This window comes from Streptomyces sp. NPDC027185, from assembly GCF_055567035.1.
Map to the genome: position 1 here is coordinate 324,797 of NZ_JBVHRF010000007.1, position 23,441 is coordinate 348,237.

Consider the following 23,441-nt stretch of genomic DNA (forward strand, 5'->3'; position numbering starts at 1 on the left):
CGCGGCAGCCGATCATGGAAGGCCGGTACCGTCGTTGCCCCGCGAAACGGACTGGAGCGCCCTGGGCCTGGACTCGGACCCGACCCCGGGGGACGCGGCCAGGATCCGGGAGGTCATCGCCTCCCAGCAGGATCTGGTCGACCTCGCCGACAAGATCGACGACGGGCTCACCGAGGTGAAGAACACCACGGACGGCGCCTTCGTCGGGAAGACCGGTGACGCGCTGCGCGAGGTCATCGACGGCAAACTGCGCAACTTCGTCTCGACGTTCCGCGAGGCGCAGGAGGACGTGCAGAGCGCGCTGCGGACGTACCAAGCGGTCATGGAGGAGCAGCAGGGCCGGGCGGACGCCGCGCTCCAGCAGGCCAAGGAGTTGTCCGAGGACGACGAGGACGGCCGGGAGTCGCTGAAGTCGACGGCCAAGGACGCCGGGGACATCCAGAAAGAGGCGTCGGCGACGGCGGCGAGCGCGGTGCGGGCGGCCCGCGACAAGATCGCTTCGCCGATCGACGCCTGTGACGAGATCATGAAGGCGCTCAGCTGGCTGGCGATCATCCTGATCATCCCCGCCATCATCTTCGGCGGTCCGGTGGCGCTGTTCGCCGTCGCGCTGAACGTCGCCATCTTCATCAAGACCGCGGTGGACTTCGCCAACGGCGACGCCAGCGCGCTGGATCTGCTGCTGGCCGGGCTCGGCATGATCGCCCCCAGCACCAAGGGCCTCAACGTCATGAAGGCGCTCAAGGGCCTGCGGGGGCTGGGAGCCAAGGGTATCGGCGGCATCAAGACGGCGTTCACGTCGTTCAAGAACGTCTTCACCGGCCGCAACATCCTGAACATGTCGTTCCACCTGTTCTTCGGCACGAAGGACTTCGCGCGGGGCGCGGCGAGTTGGAGCCGGGGCCTGAACGGCCTGTGGACGCACACCCCGTTCAGCAAGATCCCCGGGTTCGGCGGCCGGATCTTCACCGGTATGAACGGCTCGTTCCACATCGTCACGCCGTTCAAGGCGCTGCCGTTCATGCTCCCCGCGGGCATCAACGGTCTGCACATCGCCGGGGCGCTGGTGTACGGCGGGATGAAGGGCATCGGCAACGCCGCCAAGTGGATCGGCTCCGGGCTGGTCGCCGGCGGGAAGTCCGTCGTCAACGGGTTGTCCGGCTTCAAGGCGCTGCGGCTGATCCTGCCGGTGGACGCCGCCGAGATCCAGGCGCTGGGCATCGGCAAGGCGCTCCGGATCGGCTTCATCGACCGCGGTGTGTTCGGCAAGTACCGCTTCGGCGCGGTCGGCGCGGGCGGTCGGCTGCTGGGCGGCGCCGGGCCGATCAACCACCTGGTGGGCGCGGGCGGCGGCGGTATCCCGTCGGTGCACATCGACCCGATCGGCGACCTCGCGGTGATCCGGACCGGCAACTTCGCCGGTCCCGGGTCGTTCTCGCCGTCGCTGTCGACGCACGGCGTGGTCACCCCGCCGTCGATGCACTTCGACGGGTCGATGGGCGGGCTGAGCACCCCGCATCTGTCCATGCCGTCGCTCCAGGGCATGGGCGAGGGTCTGCACGGCGGCATCTCCATGCCGTCCGTCCAGGGCATCGGCGGCGGGCTCCACGGCGGCATCTCCATGCCGTCCGTCCAGGGCATCGGCGGCGGACTGCACGGCGGGATCTCCATGCCGTCGCTCCAGGGCGTCGGCGGGCTGCACGGCGGGCTGAACCTGCCGTCCATGCAGGGGCTGGGCGGGATCGAGTCGTCCCTCGGCGGACTGTCGAACCTCGGCCACTCCGGGATGCTCGGCGACCTGCCGACCGCGGGCCCCGTCTCGCACCTCTCGCCGCAGGGCGGGCTGTCCGGGGTGACGGCGCCGGGCGGCGTGAGCGGGCTGGGCTCGCACGGGCTGGGCTCCGTCTCCGGCGGGCACTTCAACTTCTCCGGCAACCTGGGCGATCTGGGCAACATCGGCTCGGGCGCGCGCATCGCGGACGTCCCCGCGCTGCGCTCCTTCGACCTGCCCGCCCCCTCGACGGCGGCGCCGCACGGCTCGGGCGCGGGCCTGGTCGACCTCGGCCATGTCGAGGCGCCGGGCGTCCCCGCCGCCGGCACCTTCGACCTGCACACCGGCTCCGTCACACCGGGGTCGATGCCCACCGTCGGGCACCTCGACGTCCCGGCGACCGGGGCGCACACGCCGGTCTCGACGCCGTCCGTCGGCCGGGTCGACCTGCCCGCGACGGGCGCCGCCCCCGGCGTGACCGCGCCGGGCGGCGTGCACCTGCCGGCCACCGGTTCGGTGACGCCGGGTCCGGTGCAGGGGCTGGTCCACACCGATGTGCCCGGTGCCGCCGTCAACGCGGGCGCCGGGAAGATCGCCGACGTCGGCGCGGGCCGCGGCCTCGGCTCCGGCGTGGACGTCTCCGGTATCACCCCGCCGACCGCCGTCACCCACGGCGTCACCCCGCCGACGATCGCCACCCACGGCGTCACGCCCCCGGCGTCCGCCACCCACGGCATCACCCCGCCCGGCACCGTCACGCACGGTGTCGACGTGCCCGCGACCGGGACGACCGGCGTCACCCCGCCGACCGGTACCCGGGGCGTCACGCCGCCGGCCGCCGGGGAGCACGGCATCACCCCGCCGGCCGTCACGCCGGGCGCCACCGCGCACGGCATCACCCCGCCGCCCGCCGCCGCGGCCCACACCGATGTGCCCGTGGTGGGCGGTCCGGTGCGGATGCCGCAGGGCGGGGCCGGGGGCGACCTCGCCGGGCTGGGCGAGCGGACCGTCCCGGCGCCCGCGCCCGGCCGCGGGATCGACGGGCCCGGCGCCGTGCCGGGCCGCCCGGTGGAGACCCCGGTGGCCGGCGCCGGTGCGCACACCGCCGTTCCGGAGCCGAAGCTGCCGGAGGTACCCGGTGCCGGCGTACCCGGGCACGGCGGTCCCGCGCTGGACGGCGCGCACACCCCGGTGGTCCCGCACACGGGCGGTGTCGACGTACCGGGCGCCGGAGTGGTCCGGCCCGCCACCGGGCACGTGCCCGCGCCGGCCGCGCCGCACGGGCGCCCCGACGGCGTCGACCTCGGCGGCAGCGGCAGCGGCATCGGCGGCAAGGGCAAGGGCAAGGCGCCCGATCCGTTCGCGGACTGGAAGAACGAATCGCTCGCCAAGGTGGACGTGTTCCGCAAGCCGGGCGACCTCCCCGGCGACCTGGAGGCCCGGCTGGGCGCGTGGAACCGGGTGCAGCAGGCGCGGATCGACCACGCGGCGGCCGAGGCGCGTCTGGACGCGGTCGGCGGGCGGATCGACGGCCCGTCGTCCGGTCCGTCCGTCGGGGAGCAGGCGCTGAACGATTTCCGGGCCACCGGGAAGGCGCTCGGCGACGCCGAGGACGCGTTCCGGGTCCACGGGATGGACCCGCACGACGTGACCCGGAAGCTGGACGCGCTGGACGCCGCGTCGCTGAAGGAGCGGCCGCGGCTGCTGGGCGGTGCGACGCCGAGCGGCCGGTTCCAGAAGGAACTGCCCGGTGTCGAGGGCGCGGTGGTGAACGCGCCGCGCGGCCAGGTACCGGAGGTCCTCGACGCCGGTGCCCTCGGGGACCGGCTGGTGGTCCACGGCGGCGCCGCCGACCGGCAGTTCAGCGTCCAGCTGCTGGACGCGCCGGGCGGCAGCCCCGTCCGCACCTGGCACTATCAGCGCGGTATGGGGCTCGGCCTCGCCGGTGAGGACTTCGTCCTGCGCGGCGGGGCGTTCGACGGCGCGACGGTCTCCACCACCTCGAAGCTGGGCACGTCGACGGCGGCGCCCCTCGACTCGGCCGGACACTCCTGGCCGATCCGGATCGACGGGGACCAGGTCACGATCGCCTCGCCGACCGGGCCGCAGCGCTACTCCTGGTCCGACGGCGCCTTCCAGGAGGGCCCGCCCGTCCCGGCGCCGCACCCCGCCCCGCCCGCCGCCGCGGGCCTGACCGGCGACGCCGCCGCCAACTGGGGCAAGCTCGTCGACCTGGCCCATGTACACCTGGGCGAGGCGGTCGGCAACAAGGCGCTCGCCTCCATGATCGACCGCGTCAAGGTCAACGGCTTCACCGACAAGCGCGGCTACGGCGGTTTCGTCAAGCCCAGCAAGCTGGAGGACGGCGTCCTCGTCAGCAGCACGGAGAAGTTCCACGACATCGCCCAGGATCTGCTGTTCAAGGGCGCCAACGAGCGGATCACCGTCTACCGCGGTGTGTCGATGGAACCGCAGGCGCAGAGGGTGGACGCCTTCATCGAGCGGGTGCCGGTCTCCACGTCCAACACCTTCGAGTTCCAGCCGCTGTGGGCGAAGAACCTGCCGCTGAGCAACCGCGTCGTCTTCGAGATCGATGTCCCGGCCGACCACGGCAAGATCGCCATGTCGTACCCGCCGCACTACGACCACGCCGGAGCCGGCGCGCCGCCGCCCCTGACCGACCAGTGGGAGATCACCCTCGCGCCGACGACGCTGGTGCGGACCGGCCCCAACCGCATCGACCCCGAGAGCGGTCTGACGATCGTGCCGGTCCGTGCCGAGGCGATCCCCCGGGGCGACATCCCCGCCCTCATCAACGAGAAATGGCCCGGCTTCCCGTCCAGCACCGCCTTCGACGACTTCGGCCGCGCCTTCGACCCGGGCACGATCGACCGCTGGAGCGGGCTGGAGGGCTCCGTCGCCCGCTCCGAGCTGAGCGGCGACGGCCTGGGGCGGACGATCACCGTCACCAAGCCCGGCCACGCGGGCGAACTCACCATCGACATCGCCCACCTGCCGGAGAAGGAAGCCGTCCGTCTCACGTTCACCGACGGCGACGGCAAGATCCTCACCGAGCGGACCTTCGGCCAGGAGCAGTTCCAGCGCATCGGCGCGGACCTGCGGGGCGATGTCATGTACGCGAACGACTCGCTGAGGCCGCTGCCGCTGCCCGAGGGATGGCGTCCGCCCGCGGAGGCCCCCCACTCCCCCGGCGCCGGCGCGACCGCCGACGTCACACCCCCCGCACCCGGCCCGGTCACCGGCGCCACCGGCGGACTGCCGGAGGGCACCGGTGCGCTCGATGTGCGTACCGGCGGCGGCCACGGCGCCCCGTCCCGTCCCTCGGGGGCGGAGCTGGAGAGGATCTGGGCCCAGGAGTCCGATGCCCGCCTCGATGTCTTCCGCGGCTCCGGCGCGTCGGACGACCTGGTGGACGCGCGGGTCGGCGCCTGGGGTGAGGTGCAGCGCGCACAGCGGGAGTTCGACCGGGCGAAGCTCGACTTCGACGCCGACGGCGTCCGTACGGACGGCAGTTCCGCCGGGCCGTCCGTCGGTGAGCAGGCACGGGTCGATCTGGACGCGGCGGCCAACCGCCTCGGCCACGCCCGGGACAGCTTCCGGCAGCTCGGGATGGACCCGGACACCGTCGCGCACGAACTGCGCGCGCTGGACGACCTCTCCCTCAACGAGCGTCCGCGGCTGCTGGGCGGCGCCTCGGCCCAGAACCGTTTCGAGAAGGACCTCCCGGGGCTGGGCGGAGTGGTGCTCCAGGCGCCGCGCCGGCAGGTGCCGACGCTCGCGGACGCCGAGGCGTTCGGGGACCGGCTCGTCGTCCACGGCGGCGCCGCCGACACCCGGATCGACGTCCAGTTGCTGGACGCGCCGGGCGGCAGCCCCGTCCGCACCTGGCACTACCAGCGCGGCTTCTCCGGGCTGACGCTGACCGGTGAGGACATCGCCCTGCGCGGCGGCCCGCTCGACGGGGTCACGGTCGCCACGACGTCCAAGCTGGGCAGTTCGACGGCGGCGCCGGTGCTGGACACGGCCGGCGGCCACGCCTGGCCGGTGAAGATCGAGGACGGCCACATCACCGTCGCCTCGCCGTCCGGTCCGCAGCGCTACACCTGGTCCGACGGCGCGTTCCACGACGCGCCGCCGGTCCCGGCGCCGCACACCGGCACCCCGCCCGCCGCGTCGGGGCTGCACGGCGCGTCCGCGGAGAACTGGAACTCCCTCATCGACGTCGCCCGCCTGCACCTGGGGCGTGCGGACACCGACGGCAAGGTCGCCGCGCTGATGCGGGACGTCATCGGCGGCTCGTTCACCTCCAAGCGCGGCTACGGCGGTTTCGTCATCCCCTCCAAGCTGGAGGACGGGGCGCTGCTCGCGAAGGTGGAGGACTTCCACCGCGTCACGCAGGACCTGCTGTTCGAGGGGCCCAACAAGGAGCTGACGGTCTACCGGGGCGTCTCGATGGAACCGTCCGCCCAGGCGGCGGACGTCTTCACCGAGCGGCTGCCGATCTCGACGTCCAACACCTTCGATTTCCAGCCCGAGTGGGCGAAGAACGGGGTGGTGAGCAACCGCGTCGTCTTCGAGATCCAGGTGCCCGCCGACCACGGCAAGCTGGCGATGGCGTACCCGCCGCACTTCGACCACACCGGTAACCCGGCGCCGCGCAGCCCCGATCAGTGGGAGATCACCCTCTCCCCGACGAAGCTGGTCCGCACCGGCGCGAGCCGGACCGATCCGGGCAGCGGCCTGACGATCGTGCCGGTGCGCGCGGAGGCGATCTCCCCCGACGACTTCGCGAAGGTCATCCAGGAGGAGTGGCCGGGTCTGCCGTCGGGCACCGCCTTCGACGACTTCGGCAAGGCTTTCGACCAGTCCTCCATCGTCCGCTGGAGCGGTTTCGAGGACGTCACCGTCCACCCGTCGGACAGCGCGGACGGGCTGGTCAAGACGTTCACCGTCACCAAGCCCGGCTCGCCCGACCACCTCACCGTCACCGTCACCCACCACCCCGGCGACAACCGCGTCGGCGTGACCTTCACCGGTCCCGGCGGCGAGAAGCTGCTCGACAAGAGCTGGAGCGGTACCGGCTTCACCCATATCGCCGCCGATCTGCGCGGCGGTGTCCTGCACAACGCGGAGGAGTTCAGCAGCCTGCCGAAGCCCGGTAGTTGGGAGACCCCGCACACCCCGGCGGGCGCCGTGGACGACCTCGCCTCGTCCGTCGGCGGTCTGCGCGTCGGCGACGCCCCCGCCTCCGGCCTCAGCGCCAAGGCGATGGGCAAGCTGCCCGAGGGGTCCGTCCCCGCGCCCCACTCCTCCCGCCTCACCGGCGCGGAGCTGGAGAAGATCCACGCCCAGGAGAGCGCGGCGCGCCTCGATGTGTTCCGCCGTCCCGGCGACTCCGACGGCGTCGTCAACGCCCGGATCGACGCCTGGGGAGAGGTCGTACGGGCCCAGAAGCAGCTGGACCAGGCGCAGGTGCGCCTCGACGCCGAGGGCGGCAGCGGCGCCGGCGCCTCCGACGGCCTCACCGCCGGCGACCACGCCCGGATCAGCCACGCGGAGGCCGTCGCCCGCCTCGACCTGGCCCGGGACGCCTTCCGCGCCCACGGCATGGACCCGGACACCGTCGGCGCCCGTCTCGACGAGTTGACCGCCGACTCGCTCAAGGAACGCCCCCGCCTGCTCGGCGGCAGCGGCGACGAACTCGGCCCCCACCAGCAGCCCCTGCCCTTCGGCAAGGGCACCGTCGTCGAGGCGCCGCGCGGCGGGGTGCCGCGGTTCCGCGGCGGGGACGACGCGGACGGTCTGCTGGTGATGCGTGCCGAGGACTTCGGCCCGCGCAACAAGGTGTTCCGCGTCGACATGCTGGACGCACCGGGCGGTGCCACCGTGCGCACCTGGCACTACAAGGTCGGGTTCGGCAACCGGCTCACCCTCTCCGGCGAGGACGTCGTCCTGCGCGGCGGGGCGCTCGACGACGTCACCATCACCACCAGGGCGGACCTCGACAAGCGCCACGCGGCGCCGATGGCGGACCCGAACGGCGGCCACAGCTGGCCGGTGAAGGTCGAGGACGGCCACATCACCGTCGCCTCGCCGTCCGGTCCGCAGCGCTATCTGTGGTCCAACGGCGCCTTCCACGACGCGCCGCCGGTCCCGGCGCCCCGCACCGACACACCGCCCGCCGCCGCGGGGCTCGACGGGAAGGCCGCCGAGAACTGGAACGCCCTCGTCGACGTCGGCCACCGCCACCTCGGGCGCGCGGCGGGCGACAGCAAGATCTACGCGCTGATGACGGACGTCAGGTCCGGTTCGGCGTTCACGTCCAAGCGCGGCTACGGCGGTTTCCTCAAGCCGGGGGCGGCGGACGACAAGCTCCTGACCAATGTGCGGTACTTCCACCAGGTCACCCAGGACCTGCTGTTCGAGGGGGCCAACAAGGACATCACGGTCTACCGCGGTGTCTCCATGGACCCGGCGAGCCAGTCGGCCGACGTCTTCACGGAGCGGCTGCCGATCTCGACCTCCAACAACTTCGCGTTCCAGCACGAGTGGGCCAAGGGCCTGGAGCTGAGCAACCGGGTGGTCTTCGAGATCCACGTCCCGGCCGGTCACGGCAAGCTCGCGATGGCGTACCCGCCGCACTTCGACCATCTCGCCACCGGCTCCCCGGCGCCGCGCAGCCCCGACCAGTGGGAGATCACCCTTCCCCCGACGAAGCTGGTGCGCACCGGCCCCACCCGCGTCGAGGACGGACTGAACGTCGTGCCGGTGCGGGCGGAGGCGATCTCCCCGGACGACTTCGCCGCCGTGCTCAAGGAGGAGTGGCCCGGCCTGCCGTCGGGCACCGCGTTCGACGACTTCGGCAAGGCTTTCGACCAGTCCTCCATCGTGCGCTGGAAGGACTTCGACGATGTCACCGTGCATCCGTCGACCAGTGAGGACGGGCTGGTCAAGACGTTCACCGTCACCAAGCCCGGCTCGCCCGACCGTCTGACCATCACCGTCACCCATCAGCCCGGCGACAACCGCGTCGGCGTCGCCTTCGCGGGCTCGGACGGGCTGCTGGCGACGCCGAAGAGCTGGAGCGGTACGGACTTCCGCGACATCGCCGCGGACCTGCGCGGCGGGGTGCTGCACAACGCCGACGAGTTCACCAACCTGCCGAAGCCGGGAAGTTGGGAGAGTCCGCACACCCCGGTGGACGGCGCCGTGGACGACCTCACCGTCTCCACCGGCGACCTCCGCGTGGGCGACGCGCCCGCCTCCGGCGTCAGCGCCAAGGCCGCCGGCAAGCTCCCCGAGGGCAGCGTGCCCGCGCCGCACTCCTCCCGCCTCACCGGCGCGGAGCTGGAGAAGATCCACGCCCGGGAGGCCGAGGCGCGCCTCGACGTCCTCCGCCGCCCCGGCGACTCCGAGGACGTCGTCAACGCCCGCGCCGCCGCCTGGAACGACGTACAGCTCGCACGGAACGGCCTCGCGGACGCGCAGGCCCGTGTGGAGCGCGACGGCGGCCGGATCGACGGCTCCTCGCGCGGTCTCGGCGTCGGCGACCGGGCCCGTGCCGAACTGCACCTCGCGCAGACCCGGTTCGACGAGGCGCGGGAGGCGTTCCGGGCGCACGGCATGGACCCGGACGCGGTCGGCGCCCGGATGGACGAGCTGACCGCCGATTCCCTCAAGGAACGCCCCCGGCTGCTCGGCGGCTCCGGGCGGGGGCCGGGCCGGGCCTCGGGCGAATGGCACGAGCTGCGGGAGCTGGAGCTGGAACTGGCCCACTTCCGGGCCACCCGCACCGGGCTCGGCACACCCCCCGCGGACCTGCCCCCGGCGCACATCCCCGGGGAACGGCCCACCCCGCCGCCGCCCGCCGGAGACGTGGCGGCCACCCACGGCGCCCCGCCGCCCGCGGCGGCGGGCACCGGCGGCACCGGCGCGGTGCAGCTGCACTCGCCGGAGGGCCTGTCGCACTTCCGCCAGGTGGTGCACACCCCCGACGGGCCGGTCCTGCGCTTCACCGGCGCCGACGGCGCCCCGGTGCCGGGCGCCCGCGTCGAGGCGTACGGGGAACACCTCCGCGTCTCCACCCCCCAGATGCACCAGGTCTTCGCCGCGGACGGCACCCACCTCCACGACCTGGTGGAACTGACCGGCGCGGACGGCCTGACGTACTTCGCCCACCGGCCGCTCACCCGGCACGGCGGCACGACGCCGCTCCCGTCCGGGGAGCTGCACCGGGCGGACGGCGTGCCGGTGGCCGGCACCGAGGTCGCCGTGCACGGTGACGGCTTCCGGGTGACGGACGGCACCACCGTGCACGTCTTCGACTCCTCCGGCACCTTCGAGTTCCGCGCGCTGCGGCTCCCGGACGCCCCCGGCGCCACCGGACAGCTGCTGCGCACGTACGAACACGGCGCGCTGGAGGTCCTCGGCGACGGCACCCGGGCCGAGGGGTTCACCGCCCGTACCCGGCCCGGCGGCGGTTTCCGTATCGAGGACGGCGACGGCGGCTTCCGGCTCGTCGGCGAGGACGGCGCCGCCACCCACGTGGTCACCGTCGAGGGCAGTACGTTCCACGTCGCGGACGGCGCCGGGAACCACCTCTACGACGCGGTACGGCTGGCCGACGCGCCCGACGGACGGTTCCTGCGGACCGGCTCCGACGAACTGCTCGACGCCAACCTGGAGGGCACCGGCGTCCGCGTCACCCGGGAGGACGGCGGCGGCTTCCGCACCGACGGCACCGGGCCGCTGCGCCAGGGCGAGTTCACCCGCTACCGGGCCGACGGCAGCCTGGAAAAGATGCGGATCAACGTCATCCACCACGGGTCGCCGCGGCCCGGCCACCACTTCGAGGTGGACTTCCCGGCGAAGCCCGCCGACGGCACCGACGCTGCGAAGGCCACCTGGAAGCGGGTCACACCCGGCACCACGGAGCGGCCGGACGCCACCGCGAAGTGGTTCGACTCCGGGACCGTCGGTGAGAAGGGCGTCGCGGGCGGCCGGGTGCAGCTGCTCAGCCACAGCGGCGCCGAGGTCTTCGAGCGGCGCCCGCTGCCCGGCGGCGGCTTCCTGGACGCCCAGCGGCCCACCGCCTCCACCGGCTTCGCCCGCTTCGGCCACCAGCGCAGCGACTGGCAGGAGATCGCGGCCGACGGCTCCGCCGGACGCCACGGCAAGCGCCACTTCGGCACCAGCGGCCGCAGCTGGTACGACATGGACGGCGCCGTCCGCGTACGGCACTGGCGGGAGAACCCCGACGGCGGCCACGTCCTCGCCCAGCTGGACCGCGACCCGCTCACCCAGGGCCTGACCGGCCGCCCGACCACCTGGCACCGCTACGACGAGGAGTACACGCACCTCGCCCAGGGCGAGCGGACGTGGAGCCCGGGGCGCGGCTGGACCGACACCATGACCGACACGCGGACGGGGCTGACCGAGACCGTCCACGAGCGGTTCGGGCGGCTGCACGCCGACGACAACCGCCGGTACTTCCAGCGGGAGATGGAGGCGGACGGCTCCCTCAAGAAGGACTGGATCTCGCACTCCGCGCACGGCAAGGAGAACGCCGCGGGCAAGACCCTCAAGGACGGCGGGTTCCTCCAGACGCACCGCCTCACGGAGCAGCGGCCCCCGTCGTGGGTCCGCAACCTGCTCTCCTCCGTCGAGCACCGCACCTTCGCCGGGAAGGCGTGGCTCACCGCCGACAACGGCTTCCAGGTACACACCTGGAAGTACACCCCCGCCGGCGCCGAAGCGCCCACGACGACCGGGGTGCGGCTGGTGGGCCGGGACAGCTCAACGCTCGACATCGCCTCCGACGGCACCGTCGTCCGCGCCACCACCACTCTCTCCGACGGCTCCAAGCTGACCGTCGGCGATGTGGAGCTGCCGGCCGGAGCTACCCGCCAGGACGGCTATCTGCCCTGGTCGGCGGGGGACGACGGGCTCAAGGGCCACCGCACCTTCCACCCCGACGACTTCACCGGCACCGGCGGCGGCGACCGCGGCCACGGCGCGCTCCTCTGGCAGGACCGCTACCGCCCCGGCGCCGCGGAGGGCGACTGGTTCACGCCGGGCGCCGGGGAGTGGCGCGTGGCCCGGGAGGGCTTCGCCGACGGCACCGTGGTGGAGTACCGCACCCCGCCGCGCGCCGCCGGCGGGGAGGCCGTGCACGCCGGACCGGGCGACGACTGGATCCGTACCAACCAGCACGGCGAGGTCGTGGCGCGCCGCGACACCTGGCCGGGCGGCGACGGCGGCGCGGGCATCGAGGTCACCGCGACCGGCCGCCCCGGCGCCGCCAAGGTCACCTGGGAGGCGGGCGGCGAGTTGGGCGTCCGGGTGCAGTCGGCGGGCGGCGGCACCGGACGGTACTGGGACAACGCCTCGTACCAGGACTTCGACGCCGCGGGCCGGCTGGTCCGCGACCACCGGGTGCTCGACGACGGCACGACCGTCGATGCCTGGCGGGTCGCCGGCGGCGAGGGCGAACCGCCGGTCTGGCACTGGAACAAGACCGACAAGGAAGGCCACATCCTGGAGTTCGGCGACGGTGCCGGGCGCGTCCGCACCTGGACCGACGCCCGGGGCAACCCGCTGGACGACTGGCGCGAGGGCGCGCTGTGGCGCGACCACTCCGGCGGCGACCTGGTCCAGGAGATCCCGCCGGTGCCGCGCTCCGGCTCCCTCTTCCAGGACCACTTCGGCGATCCGTCGCTCCGGGTCCGCGAGCACCGCGCCACCCCGGACGCCGAGTACAAGCCCGGCGAGTGGCGGGAGTTCGACAACGGCGCGGCGGTGCGCACGCGGACCGCACTGGACGACGGGACGTTCCTGGAGTCCGACGAGTGGAACAAGCAGTGGCGGCGCTACGGCGGCGCGGACGGCACCACGCTGCTGTCCGAGCGGACGATGGCCGGGTACGTCTGGGAGAAGGACAGCTTCGGCCGGATGACGCTGGTCGGCCGGGAGAACGACTTCCGGGGCTGGGCCGCCGAGTTCCGCGGCGGCAGCCGGATGATGCGCGAGCCGAACCGCTTCGAGTGGTCGAAGAACGTGAACGGCGAATCGCTGTACACACCGTTCGTGCAGAAGGCCGCCAACCAGGCGCTGGTGGAGTTCATCCAGGAGTTCACGCTGGACTTCACCGTCGGTCTGATCGTCAACGCCATCGCGGCGGAGATCTCCGGCCGGGAGTTCAGCTGGACGGACGTGGCGAAGGCGGCGTTCGGCGCGGCGGTCGGCTCCACCGTGAAGATCGGCGTGAGCGGGCTGCACAACATGGCGGGCCGCGGCGGCTCCGTCAAGACCGGGATGAGCAACGTCGACGCCGGCAAACCGTACGCCCGGCCGCCGGCCTCCGACGACACCTGGTCGACGGAGTGGGCGGGCAACGAGAAGGTCACCCGCTGGCGCGCCGGTACGTACGACTTCAGCGTCGGCATCACCTCCGGCCTGGCGTCCGGCCTCATCGTCGGCGCCGCCAACTCGGCGATCTTCGGGGTGTACGACTCCAACGGCAACCTCGTCCATCTCTCGGGCACCGACGCACTGCGCGAGGGCGCCCTCGGCATGGCGTCGGGCCTGGCCGGCGGCCTCAGCTTCGGGGCGGCCAAGACGGTGCTGCAGCAGACCGCGGCGGGCAGGTTCTACCATCGGCAGGGTCTGGTGGACCTGTTCCTGGTGGGTGGCATCAGCAAGTTCGCCGACAAGATGTTCGGCGGGCTGATCCTCACCCCCGAGCTGCGGAAGGCCGATCCGCCGTGGTGGCAGCAGCAGCCCGCACCGGAGCCGTCCGAGGACGACCCGCACGACCCGCAGGAGAGCACGTCATGACCAACCCCGTGTACCGCGTCGCCGCCCGGGGGCGCGGTGCCCACCGGACGATCTCCGACGCGGTGGCGGCCGTCCCCGCGGGCGCGGTGGTCGCCGTCTCGCCCGGTGTCTACCCGGAGAACGTCCGGCTGGAGCGCCGGGTGGTACTCGTCCCCGAACAGGGCCCCGGCACCGTCGAGATCCGTCCGGCACACGGCCCGGCGCTCAGCGTCGCCGCCCCGGACTGCGCGGTGCGGCAGCTGACACTCCAGGGCACCGACCCCGCGGAGGCGCTGGTACGGGTCGAGGACGCGGCCGGTCTGGTGCTGGAGGAGTGCGCGCTCAGCCACGGCCGGATCGAGGTGCTGGGGCGGCCCGACGCGCCGGACGCCCCGGAGGGCGGCGAACCGCCCGAGGAGGGCGACCGGTTGGCGGCGCTGCACGGTGCGCTCGCCGCGGATCTGGTGGAGGAGCTGCAGGATCCGACGACGGGCGGGGTGCTGCTGCTGCGCCACACCCGGCTGCACGGTGCCCGCCATGCCGCGCTGCACGTCAGCGGCGACGGCCGGGCGCGGATCGAGGACACCGTGATCACCTCGGTCGACGGCATCGGCGTGGTGCTGTCGGGCACCGCGCGGGTGGTCGCCGACGGGCTGCGGATCACCGGGAGTTCGGGCTCCGCGCTGCGCGCCCGGGGCGCGACCCGGCTGGCGGTGCGCGCCGCCCGGCTGACCGGTCCGGGCCGCCACGGGCTGCTGGCCCAGGACACCGCGCAGGTACTCCTGGACGACTGCCTGGTGGAGGGCGCGGCCGGCTCCGGTGTCCAGGCCGAGCACGAGGCGCGGGTCGATCTGACCGGCTGCCGGATCGTGGCGCCGGGCGGCAGCGGGCTGGTCACCGGCGGCGGTGCCCGGCTGGCCGCGCGCGATTGCCGGGTGGTGACGCCGGTGGCCAACGGCGCGCTGGCGCTGGGCGACAGCGCGCTGGAGCTGACGGACTGCGCGGTCTGTGGCAGCGGTTTCAGCTCCCTGCACCTGGGCGAGCGGGCCCGCGGTGAGCTGACCGGCTGCCGGGTGACGGACAGCGAGGAGCACGCGCTGGTCGTGACGGACGAGGCCCGGGTGCACGCCCGGGACACCGCGCTGCGGGACGCCGCGATGTGCGGGGTGCAGGTGGCGATGGCCGGTGCGGTGACGCTGACCGGATGCCGGGTCACCGGCGGCGAGAGCGGCGTACGGCTGCTGTCGGACGAGGAGTCGGTGCTGGTCGAGACGGTGGTCGCCGGGCAGCGCAAGGCCGGTGTGGAGCTGGGGCCCGGTGCGCGGGCGCAGCTGACCGGCGCCCGGATAGCGGACGTGGGCAGCGCGGGGGTGACGGTGGCGGGCGGCGGACGGCTGCGGATGGACGGCGGCGGGGTGTTCCGGGCCGGCGGCACGGCGCTGGTGCTGTGGAAGGACACCGACTGCGCGGTGAGCGGCGTCCGGATCGACACCACGGGCAAGAACGGCATCCTCGTCGGCGACGACGCGTCCGGCACCTTCGAGTACTGCGACATCCGGGCCACCGCCTTCCCCGCGCTGCACGTCGGGGAGCGGGCCGAGCCGCGGTTCGTCCGCTGCCGGGTCTTCGACTGTGCCCAGGACCTGGGCACCGCCGAGGGCGCGTCCCCGGTGTTCGAGGACTGCACGGCACACGGGGTGGAGCAGTCGATGCTGCCGACCGCGACACCACCGGGGCCGGGGCCGGGACCGGCGGGCCCCGCCCGGCCCGGCGCGCCCGGTCAACCGTCCGGCCCGTCGTCCGGGGCCGAGGCGCCGGAGAGTGGGGCCGCGGAGGGCCAGGACGCGGAGCTGGCCGACGAGGGCGCGCCCGAGGCGGAGCCGGAGTCGCTGGAGGACCTGCTGACCGAGCTGGGCGAACTGGTCGGTCTGGAGCGGGTCAAGAGCGATGTCGGCGGCATGGTGAAGCTGATGCAGACGGTCCGGCGCCGCCGCGAGGCCGGGCTGCCCGCGCCGCCCCTCAGCCGCCATCTGGTCTTCGCGGGCAACCCCGGCACCGGCAAGACGACGGTGGCCCGGCTCTACGGCCGGCTGCTGAAGGCGCTGGGCCTGCTGGCCGTCGGGCATCTGGTGGAGGTGGACCGCTCCGCGCTGGTCGGCGAGTACGTCGGCCACACCGGTCCGAAGACGACCGAGGCGTTCAACCGGGCGCGCGGCGGGGTGCTCTTCATCGACGAGGCGTACTCGCTGGCCCCGGCCATCGCCGGCAACGACTTCGGTACGGAGGCCATCGCCACGCTGGTGAAGCTCATGGAGGACCAGCGTGACGAGGTCGTCGTCATCGCGGCGGGCTACCCGGACGACATGGACCGCTTCATCGGCTCCAACCCCGGTCTGTCGTCGCGTTTCTCCCGCACCCTGCTGTTCGAGGACTACAGCTCCGACGAGCTGGTGCACATCGTGGAGCACCACGCCGAGCGGCACGCGTACAAGCTGACCGACGAGGCGCGCGAGGCGCTGTCCGGCCACTTCGCGGCGATCCCGCGGACCGTCCGCTTCGGCAACGGCCGTACCGCGCGCCAGGTGTTCCAGGAGATGACCGAGCGGCAGGCGATGCGCGTCTCCGAGCTGGAGGCGCCGGACGCCGACGCGCTGATGCAGCTGTCGCCGCTCGACCTGCCGGAGAACGCCCTCACCCTCTGACCTTCCTCCCTCCCATCCGTTCCGACTCGGAGGTCCCCGTGCCACCGGACAGTTCCCGTTCCCCCGAATCCCCGCCGAAGGATCCCGCCGGCGGTTTCTCCCGTACGTTCGCCCGTGATCCGGGCCGGCCGCGGATCGGGCTGCTGCCCGAGCGCCGGGTGTGGATCGCGCTCGGCTCGACCGTCGCGCTGGTCACCGGTGCCGTGGTGCTCGGGCCGCTGGCCCAGCGCGGGCTGCAGATGAGCGCCGACGACACCCGGGTGGCCGCCGCCTCGGTGGCGAGCCCGTCGCCGGAGGCGTCGAAGAAGGCCGACCCGTCGCCCAGCGCGACGAAGAAGGCCGAGCCCACCGAGACGCCCGGCAAGAAGAGCGACGACGCGCCGCCGGCCGGCAAACCCGCGCACGACGCGCCCCCGCCGCGCACCGGGGACGCGCCGCCGCCGCAGGGTGTCAACGGCGGTGCGGTGGCCGGCGACCCGCCCCGCACCGGCACCGGCACCGGCACCACGAAGCACAAGCCGGCGAAGCCGAAGGTCACCGGCCCGACCGGCACCATCACCGGGATGAACGGCATCTGCCTGGACGTCGCCAACGGCAACCGCGCCAACGGCACGCCCATCCAGGTCCACGACTGCAACGGCATGCCCGCGCAGCGCTGGACGATGGCGTCGGACGGCACGGTCCGCGCCTACGGCAAGTGCATGGACGTCGCGAACAACGCCACGTCGGACGGTTCGCTGATCCACCTGTGGGACTGCAACGGCCGTGCCTCGCAGCAGTGGGTCTTCGCCGGCGCCCCGCACGACCTGGTGAACCTCCCGGCCAACAAGTGCCTGGACATCCGCGCGGCCAACGCCTCGAACGGCACCCGGGTGCAGATCGCCAACTGCTCCGGCAACCCGGCGCAGAAGTGGAGCGTGCCGACCTGATCCGGCCACCGGACGGCGACGCCTGAACGGGCAACGGGCGCGGAGGTTTCTCTCCTCCGCGCCCGTTGCCGTACCCGGCGTCCGGGCGCCCGCCTCAGCCGCCGTCCGGCCAGGGCTCCACGAAGGCGCCGGCGCCCGCGGCGAGGGCGGTGGTCCTGGCCGCGCGGGCGGGCAGCAGCGGATCGGCGGGGGCGCGCAGGAGCAGCAGCTGGTGGTAGAGGGGCGCGGTGGCGCTCAGGAGCAGTTGCCGGGCGTCGGTGTGCGGCGGGAGTTCCCCGCGGCGCGCGGCCCGTTCGACGACGATGCCGCAGCGGGTGTACCGGTCCTCCCAGAGCCGCAGCTGGGCGTCGGCGGCCTTCTCGGAGCGGAAGGAGGCGGCGATCAGCGCGGCCACGACCGGCGGCTCGGCACTCAGCGCGTCCTGGATCTCCTGGTTCAGCGCGGTCAGATCGCCTTGCAGTGAGCCGGTGTCCGGCGGCTGCCAGTCGTCGTCACCCGCCGCGTCGAGGACGTCGCCGAGCAGCCCGCCGACGTCTCCCCAGCGCCGGTAGACCGTGGTGCGGTGGACGCCCGCGCGGGCGGCGACGGCATCGGTGGTGAGCCCGTCGTAGCCGTGTTCGCCCAGCTCGGCGAGGACCGCGTCGAGGACCTGCCGGCGGATGCGGGCGGTGCGGCCCCCGGGACGGCGGCGGGGCGGTGACGGCGTGGTGGTGTCCGGTTCCGGTACGGGCTCCGGTTCCGGCTCTGCGGAAGGCGGCACGGGAAATCCGATTGATCGGGGGACGGTGGTGTGTCACCATCTTAAAGCATCAGTTGTCGCACTAGTGGAGTGATCGATGGTTCACCGGAGCGTTCGCCCGGCCACGCGGCCCACGAGGACCGCCCCCTTCCCGAATGCCCTGGAGACCCCGTATGCCCACCCAGATCACCGCCCTCGACGTCAGCAAGTCCTTCAACGGCAGGCCCGTTCTCACCTCCGTGAGCTGCTCGCTCGCCGCGGGTGAACGCACCGGCATCATCGGGGAGAACGGCTCCGGCAAGAGCACGCTCCTGCGGCTGCTCGCCGGCTGCGAACGGCCCGATCAGGGCGAGATCGTCGTCCAGGCCACCGGCGGCGTCGGCTACCTGGCGCAGAACGAGCGGATGGCGCCGCGGGCGACCGTCCAGCAGATCATCGACCGGGCCCTGGGCGACCTGCGCGCCGTCGAGCGGCGGATGCGCCACCTGGAAGCCGCGATGGCCACCGGCGACGAGTCCGGTATGGCCGAGTACGGCGAGCTGCTGACCGTCTTCGAACTCCGCGGCGGCTACGACGCCGACGCCCGGGTGGAGCGCGCCCTGCACGGCCTCGGTCTGGGCCTGGTGGACCGCGACCGCACCGTCGGCAGCCTCTCCGGCGGGGAGCGGGTCCGGCTCCGGCTGGCGGCCGTCCTGGCGTCCGCGCCGGAGGTACTGCTGCTGGACGAGCCCACCAACCACCTCGACGACACCGCCCTGACCTGGCTGGAGGACCATCTGCGCGCCCGCCGTGGCACCACGGTGGCCGCCTCCCACGACCGGGTCTTCCTCGACCGCGTCGCCACCACCCTGCTGGAGGTGGACGGCGACCGGCACCACGTCGTCCGGTACGGCAACGGCTACTCCGGCTACCTCGCCGGGAAGGCCGCCGCCCGGCAGCGCTGGGCCCAGGCGTACGAGGGGTGGCGGGCCGACATCGCCCGGCTCCGCGAGTCCGCCGCGACCAGCGCCCGTCAGGTGGCCCCGGGCCGCCCGATGAAGGACGGCAACAAGATGGCCTACGACCGGGCGGGCGGCCGGGTGCAGCAGTCGCTCGCCGCCCGGGTGCGCAACGCCGAGGAGCGGCTGCGCCGTCTCCTCGCCGACCCGGTCCCGGCGCCGCCGGAGCCGCTGCGCTTCACGCCCGTCCTGCGGGCCGGCCGCCTGGAGGGCGCCGTCCTCGACGCCGCCGGCGTCACCGTCACCGGCCGGCTCGACCGCACCGACCTCACCGTCACGGCAGGCGAGAAGCTGCTGATCACGGGCCCGAACGGCGCGGGCAAGAGCACCCTCCTGCGCGTCCTGGCCGGTGAGACCGCCCCCGACCACGGAAGCGTCATCCGCCGCGGCAGGATCGGCCACCTCCCCCAGGACCCGCGCCCCGGGGAGCCGCACGAGACCGTACTGGCCGCCTTCGCCCGCGGCCGGACCGGGGAGCCGGCCGACCACGCCGAACGGCTGCTCTCGCTCGGCCTGTTCGACCGCGAACGGCTCACGGTGCCGGTCGGCCGCCTCTCCACCGGCCAGCTCCAGCGCCTCGCCCTGGCCCGGCTGCTCGACGAGCCGTCGGACGTCCTGCTGCTCGACGAACCCACCAACCACCTCTCCCCCGCCCTCGTCGAGGAGTTGGAGACCGCGCTGGCCGGGTACGGCGGCACCCTCGTCATCGTCAGCCACGACCGCCGGCTGCGGCGGCGCTGGCAGGGCACCCGGCTCGATCTGCCGGGCGCCGCGCTGTCCGCCGCCCGCGTCTGAGACCGCCGCGCCTCCACGCCCTCCCCCGCACAGTGAGGAAACCCTCCGCCATGCCGCCCCTCCCCCCCGATCCGACCGTGTTGCACCCGATCCCCGGCCAGCCGCGGGTGGTGCTGCTCAAACCGCTGGTCACCTCCCCGCTGATCGAGGTCGGGGAGTTCTCCTACTACGACGACCCCGACGACCCGACCGCCTTCGAGACCCGCAACGTGCTGTACCACTACGGGCCGGAGAGGCTGGTCATCGGGAAGTTCTGCGCACTGGGCGCGGGCGTGCGGTTCCTGATGAACGGCGCCAACCACCGTATGGACGGCCCCTCGACGTTCCCCTTCCCCATCATGGGCGGCGCCTGGGCCGAGCACACCGACCTCATCACCGGGCTGGCCGGGCGGGGGGACACCGTGGTCGGCCATGACGTGTGGTTCGGCCACCGGGCCACGGTGCTGCCCGGCGTCCGCATCGGCCACGGAGCGATCGTCGCCGCCGGTTCCGTCGTCGCCGCCGACGTCCCCGACTACGGCATCGTCGGCGGCAACCCCGCCCGCCTCGTCCGCCGCCGCTTCGACGCCGCCGACATCGACCGCCTGCTGGCCCTGGCCTGGTGGGACTGGCCGCTGCCGTACCTCACGGAGCAGCTGCGCACGGTCATGTCCGGCGACGTCGACGCACTGGAGCGGGCCGCGGCCGGACTCCCCCGGCCACCCGCCGCACGGTGACCGTCCCGGCCCGGCCGGCCTGGCACGCCCCGGGTCGCGACTCCCCGGACGGCCCACCCGGCGTGGCCCCAACTCCCGTATCTTTACGCCCTCTTGGCCGGGCGATGGTGGCCTTCTGGCCGGAGGGCGGGTCTTGCGGCGGTTCGTAGGGTGAGGGCGTGCCCAGACGCAGCGAACAGTCACGGCCGGCGCGCGGCGGCCGCGCGGCGGGTCCCGCGCCCGATGTCTTCGTCCCGCGCGGCGGGGGCAACGACGGCCCCCGCAACGACGATCCGGTGCCCCTGCACCGCCTCGACGTACCCGCGCCGCATCTGCTCCCCTTCGCGATCGGCTCGTTCGACACGATCGGCCCGCTCTCCCGGGCGAACTTCCCGCACCGCCACTCGTTCTACGAGATCGTCTACGTCACCGCGGGCCACGGCGCCCACGTCGTGGACCAGGCCCGGCGCCCGCTGCGGCCACCGCAGCTGAGCGTGATCGTGCCGGGCCAGGTCCACCACTGGGAGCAGGCCACGCAGTTGCACGGCTGGGTCGTCCTCTTCACCGACGACTTCCTGCTGGCTCACCCCGGCGACCGGGACGCGCTGGCGGCGCTCGGCGGCTGCCCGGGGCGGCGGGTGACGGCCACGGCGGCGCCGCGGTTCGCGTCGCTGGTGGCGGAGATGGTCCGGGAGTACGGCGAGCGGGCCGACGGGTTCGTCTCGGTGCTCCAGGCGCAGCTGCACATCCTCATCGCCCAGGCGCTGCGGCTGCCCGGCACGCCCGGACCGGCGCCCGCCGCCGGCCGGATGCCGCCGCTGGCCCGCGAGTTCACCGCTCTGCTGGCCCGTCCCGGCGCCGCCCGCACCGTCCGCTCCTGCGCCGACGAACTGGGCGTCTCCGTCGGGCACCTGGCCGAGGTGGTCAAGCGGAGCACCGGCCGGACCCCGGGCGGCCTGATCCGGCACGCGCAGACCGTGGAGGCCAAACGCCTGCTGTCCGGCAGCGGTCTGAGCATCGCCCAGATCGCCGCCCGCCTGGGCTTCGCCGACCCCGCGTACTTCTCCCGCTTCTTCCGCCGCGAGACGGGCGTGAGCCCCGGCGACTTCCGCCGGTCGGCGAACGGGACGGCGACGGCGAACGGGACGGCCGGGGCGCGGGCCACCGGAAAGACGGCGGCGCGGGAGAGCGCGGGGGCGTAGCGGCGGCGGAACGGAACCGCGCACCGGCCCCGGCACCCCCGGCGGCCGGCCGTCCGGGCGGGCCCGCCACCCGAGCCGCGGAATTCACCATGACCCCCGCGTCCAGTCCCTCGAACGGCCCGCGCCGCCTGCCCTACCGTCTGTCGTCATCGGCCCGCACCACATGGTCCGGACCATGTGGCGGGGCGGCGGGGACGCCCGCCGCCCGGGTGAGCCGTTCCCGTACGGGTTCCTCAAGGGGTGCCTTCCCCTCGGAGAACGCCCCTCGCCCGTCACCCCCCGCCCGAACTCCCCTCTCTCCCCACAGGAGCGCGCGATGGAAGACGACCGCAGTCCGGACCTCCGGCCGCACGCGGAGCCCGACAGCTCGGCCGCCCGGCCCCCGCGGCTGATCAGCCGGAAGAACGTGCTCAGAGCCGCCGCCGCGGCCGTACCCGCGACGATGCTGCTCGGCGGCGTCGCCCTGGCCCGTGACCGCAAGCCGTCCGACGGGCCCCTGACCCCGACGCCCTACTGCGACGACGGGGACGATCCGACGCCTCCGCAGATCGAAGGCCCGTACTTCAAGCCCAACTCCCCGCTGCGGGACTCGCTCGTCGAGCCCGGCACCCAGGGCACCCCGCTGACGGTGAGCGGTTTCGTCTTCGGGCTGAGCTGCACCCCGCTCTCCCGCGTCCTGCTGGACTGGTGGCAGGCGGACGACGACGGCGCGTACGACAACACCGGATTCCGTTTCCGCGGCCACCAGTTCACCGACGAGCGCGGCGCGTTCACGCTGACGACGATCGTGCCGGGGCTCTACCCGGGACGCACCCGGCACCTCCACGTGAAGGTCCAGGCGCCCGGCGGCCCGATCCTCACCACGCAGCTGTACTTCCCGGGCGAGCCGCGCAACAACACCGACCCGATCTTCGACCCGGCGCTGCTGATGAACGTGCGGGACGCGGGCGGCGGCAAGGAGGCGACGTTCGACTTCGCCCTCCAGGTGTCGGGGGCCGCACCCCGGCCGCGCGGCTGATCCCGCGGGCGCCCGGTCGGCCGGGCGCCGGACCCCCGGGAGATCCCGGACATCCCGGAGAACAAGAACCGGCGGTGGGCTCCCGCGCCCTGCACGAGGCGCGGGAGCCCACCGCCGGAGCGGTGTGTCCGGGCGGGCCCGTGCGCGGGCCCGCCCGATCAGCGGCAGCGTACGCCGCCGGACGCCGTACGGCTCACTTCTCCGTCTCGGCGGCGAGATTGGCGAGAATCGCGTCGTAGATCCGGCCGAGGCCCTTGGGTGCGAAGGTCCGCTCGAAGAAGCCGCCGATACCACCGGCCCCCTGCCAGGTGGTGGTGACGACGACCTTGGCGCGGTTCTCGCCCGCCGGGGTGACCACCCAGGTGGTGACCATGGAGGAGTTGCGGTCCTTCTCCACCAGCTGCCCGTCGGTCGGCTCGTCGACCTCCAGCAGGCAGTCGCGGACCCGCTTGCTGGTCGCCTGGAGCTTCCAGTGCACCAGCGTGCCCTTGCCGTCGCCGCCCTCGCGGACCTCGTACTCGCTGAACTGCTCGGGCAGCAGCTTGCCGCGGGTGCCGGTGTAGTCGGCGAGCGCGTCGAACACGTCCTCCGGGTCCGCAGCGATCTCCCGTTCGGTGACGGCCTCGACCTGACCCATGTGTGCTGTCCTCCAGTTTTCGGCGCGGTCCAACTCGGCGCGGTCCTGCGATGCGCGCCAAGCCAACCATCCCGGCACCGCCCGCCCAAAATCCGGCGCGGTCCCCCGCATCCCCCACCG

8 protein-coding genes and 1 pseudogene are annotated in these 23,441 nt (G+C 73.9%); 7 read left to right on the forward strand and 2 right to left on the reverse strand.

Annotation, left to right across the window (positions count from 1 at the left end; translation table 11 throughout):
* Positions 1 to 34: 34 nt before the first annotated feature.
* Genes ACZ4M8_RS23870 through ACZ4M8_RS23880 form a run of 3 tightly spaced genes read left to right on the forward strand, consistent with a single transcriptional unit; the run spans position 35 to position 17,237 of the window.
* A complete protein-coding gene (locus ACZ4M8_RS23870; RefSeq protein ID WP_467610471.1) occupies positions 35 to 13,627 on the forward strand; it encodes a hypothetical protein in 13,593 nt (4,530 codons plus the stop codon).
* A complete protein-coding gene (locus ACZ4M8_RS23875; protein ID WP_467610473.1) occupies positions 13,624 to 16,308 on the forward strand; it encodes a right-handed parallel beta-helix repeat-containing protein in 2,685 nt (894 codons plus the stop codon). Before ACZ4M8_RS23870 ends, ACZ4M8_RS23875 begins: the two co-directional genes overlap by 4 nt.
* A gap of 38 nt (positions 16,309 to 16,346) precedes the next feature.
* Positions 16,347 to 17,237 carry a ricin-type beta-trefoil lectin domain protein gene (locus ACZ4M8_RS23880; protein WP_467610475.1) on the forward strand — a complete coding sequence of 297 codons (891 nt, stop codon included), beginning with the start codon at positions 16,347 to 16,349 and terminating at the stop codon, positions 17,235 to 17,237.
* A gap of 94 nt (positions 17,238 to 17,331) precedes the next feature.
* On the opposite strand, the gene ACZ4M8_RS23885 is transcribed toward ACZ4M8_RS23880, so the two are convergent.
* Entirely contained in the window at positions 17,332 to 17,997 is a 666-nt protein-coding gene (locus ACZ4M8_RS23885) for a TetR/AcrR family transcriptional regulator (RefSeq protein WP_467610476.1), read from the reverse strand.
* Positions 17,998 to 18,149: 152 nt separating this feature from the next.
* Here ACZ4M8_RS23885 and abc-f point away from each other — a divergent pair, with 152 nt between their 5' ends.
* From abc-f to ACZ4M8_RS23905, 4 genes and pseudogenes are all read left to right on the forward strand, one after another.
* Positions 18,150 to 19,769 carry a ribosomal protection-like ABC-F family protein gene (gene abc-f, locus ACZ4M8_RS23890; protein WP_467610478.1) on the forward strand — a complete coding sequence of 540 codons (1,620 nt, stop codon included), beginning with the start codon at positions 18,150 to 18,152 and terminating at the stop codon, positions 19,767 to 19,769.
* A gap of 50 nt (positions 19,770 to 19,819) precedes the next feature.
* Positions 19,820 to 20,485: a CatB-related O-acetyltransferase gene (locus ACZ4M8_RS23895; protein WP_467610479.1), complete on the forward strand. Its 666-nt coding sequence runs from the start codon at positions 19,820 to 19,822 to the stop codon at positions 20,483 to 20,485.
* Positions 20,486 to 20,643: 158 nt separating this feature from the next.
* Entirely contained in the window at positions 20,644 to 21,666 is a 1,023-nt protein-coding gene (locus ACZ4M8_RS23900; protein ID WP_467610481.1) for a helix-turn-helix domain-containing protein, read from the forward strand.
* Between the two features lie 316 nt (positions 21,667 to 21,982).
* A pseudogene (locus ACZ4M8_RS23905) lies at positions 21,983 to 22,654 on the forward strand (dioxygenase family protein); the annotation flags it as partial.
* Between the two features lie 223 nt (positions 22,655 to 22,877).
* Here ACZ4M8_RS23905 and ACZ4M8_RS23910 read toward each other — a convergent pair.
* The gene (locus ACZ4M8_RS23910; protein ID WP_467610482.1) at positions 22,878 to 23,321 is read right to left on the reverse strand and encodes an SRPBCC family protein; all 444 of its coding nucleotides are present in this window, start codon (positions 23,319 to 23,321) and stop codon (positions 22,878 to 22,880) included.
* Positions 23,322 to 23,441: the final 120 nt, after the last annotated feature.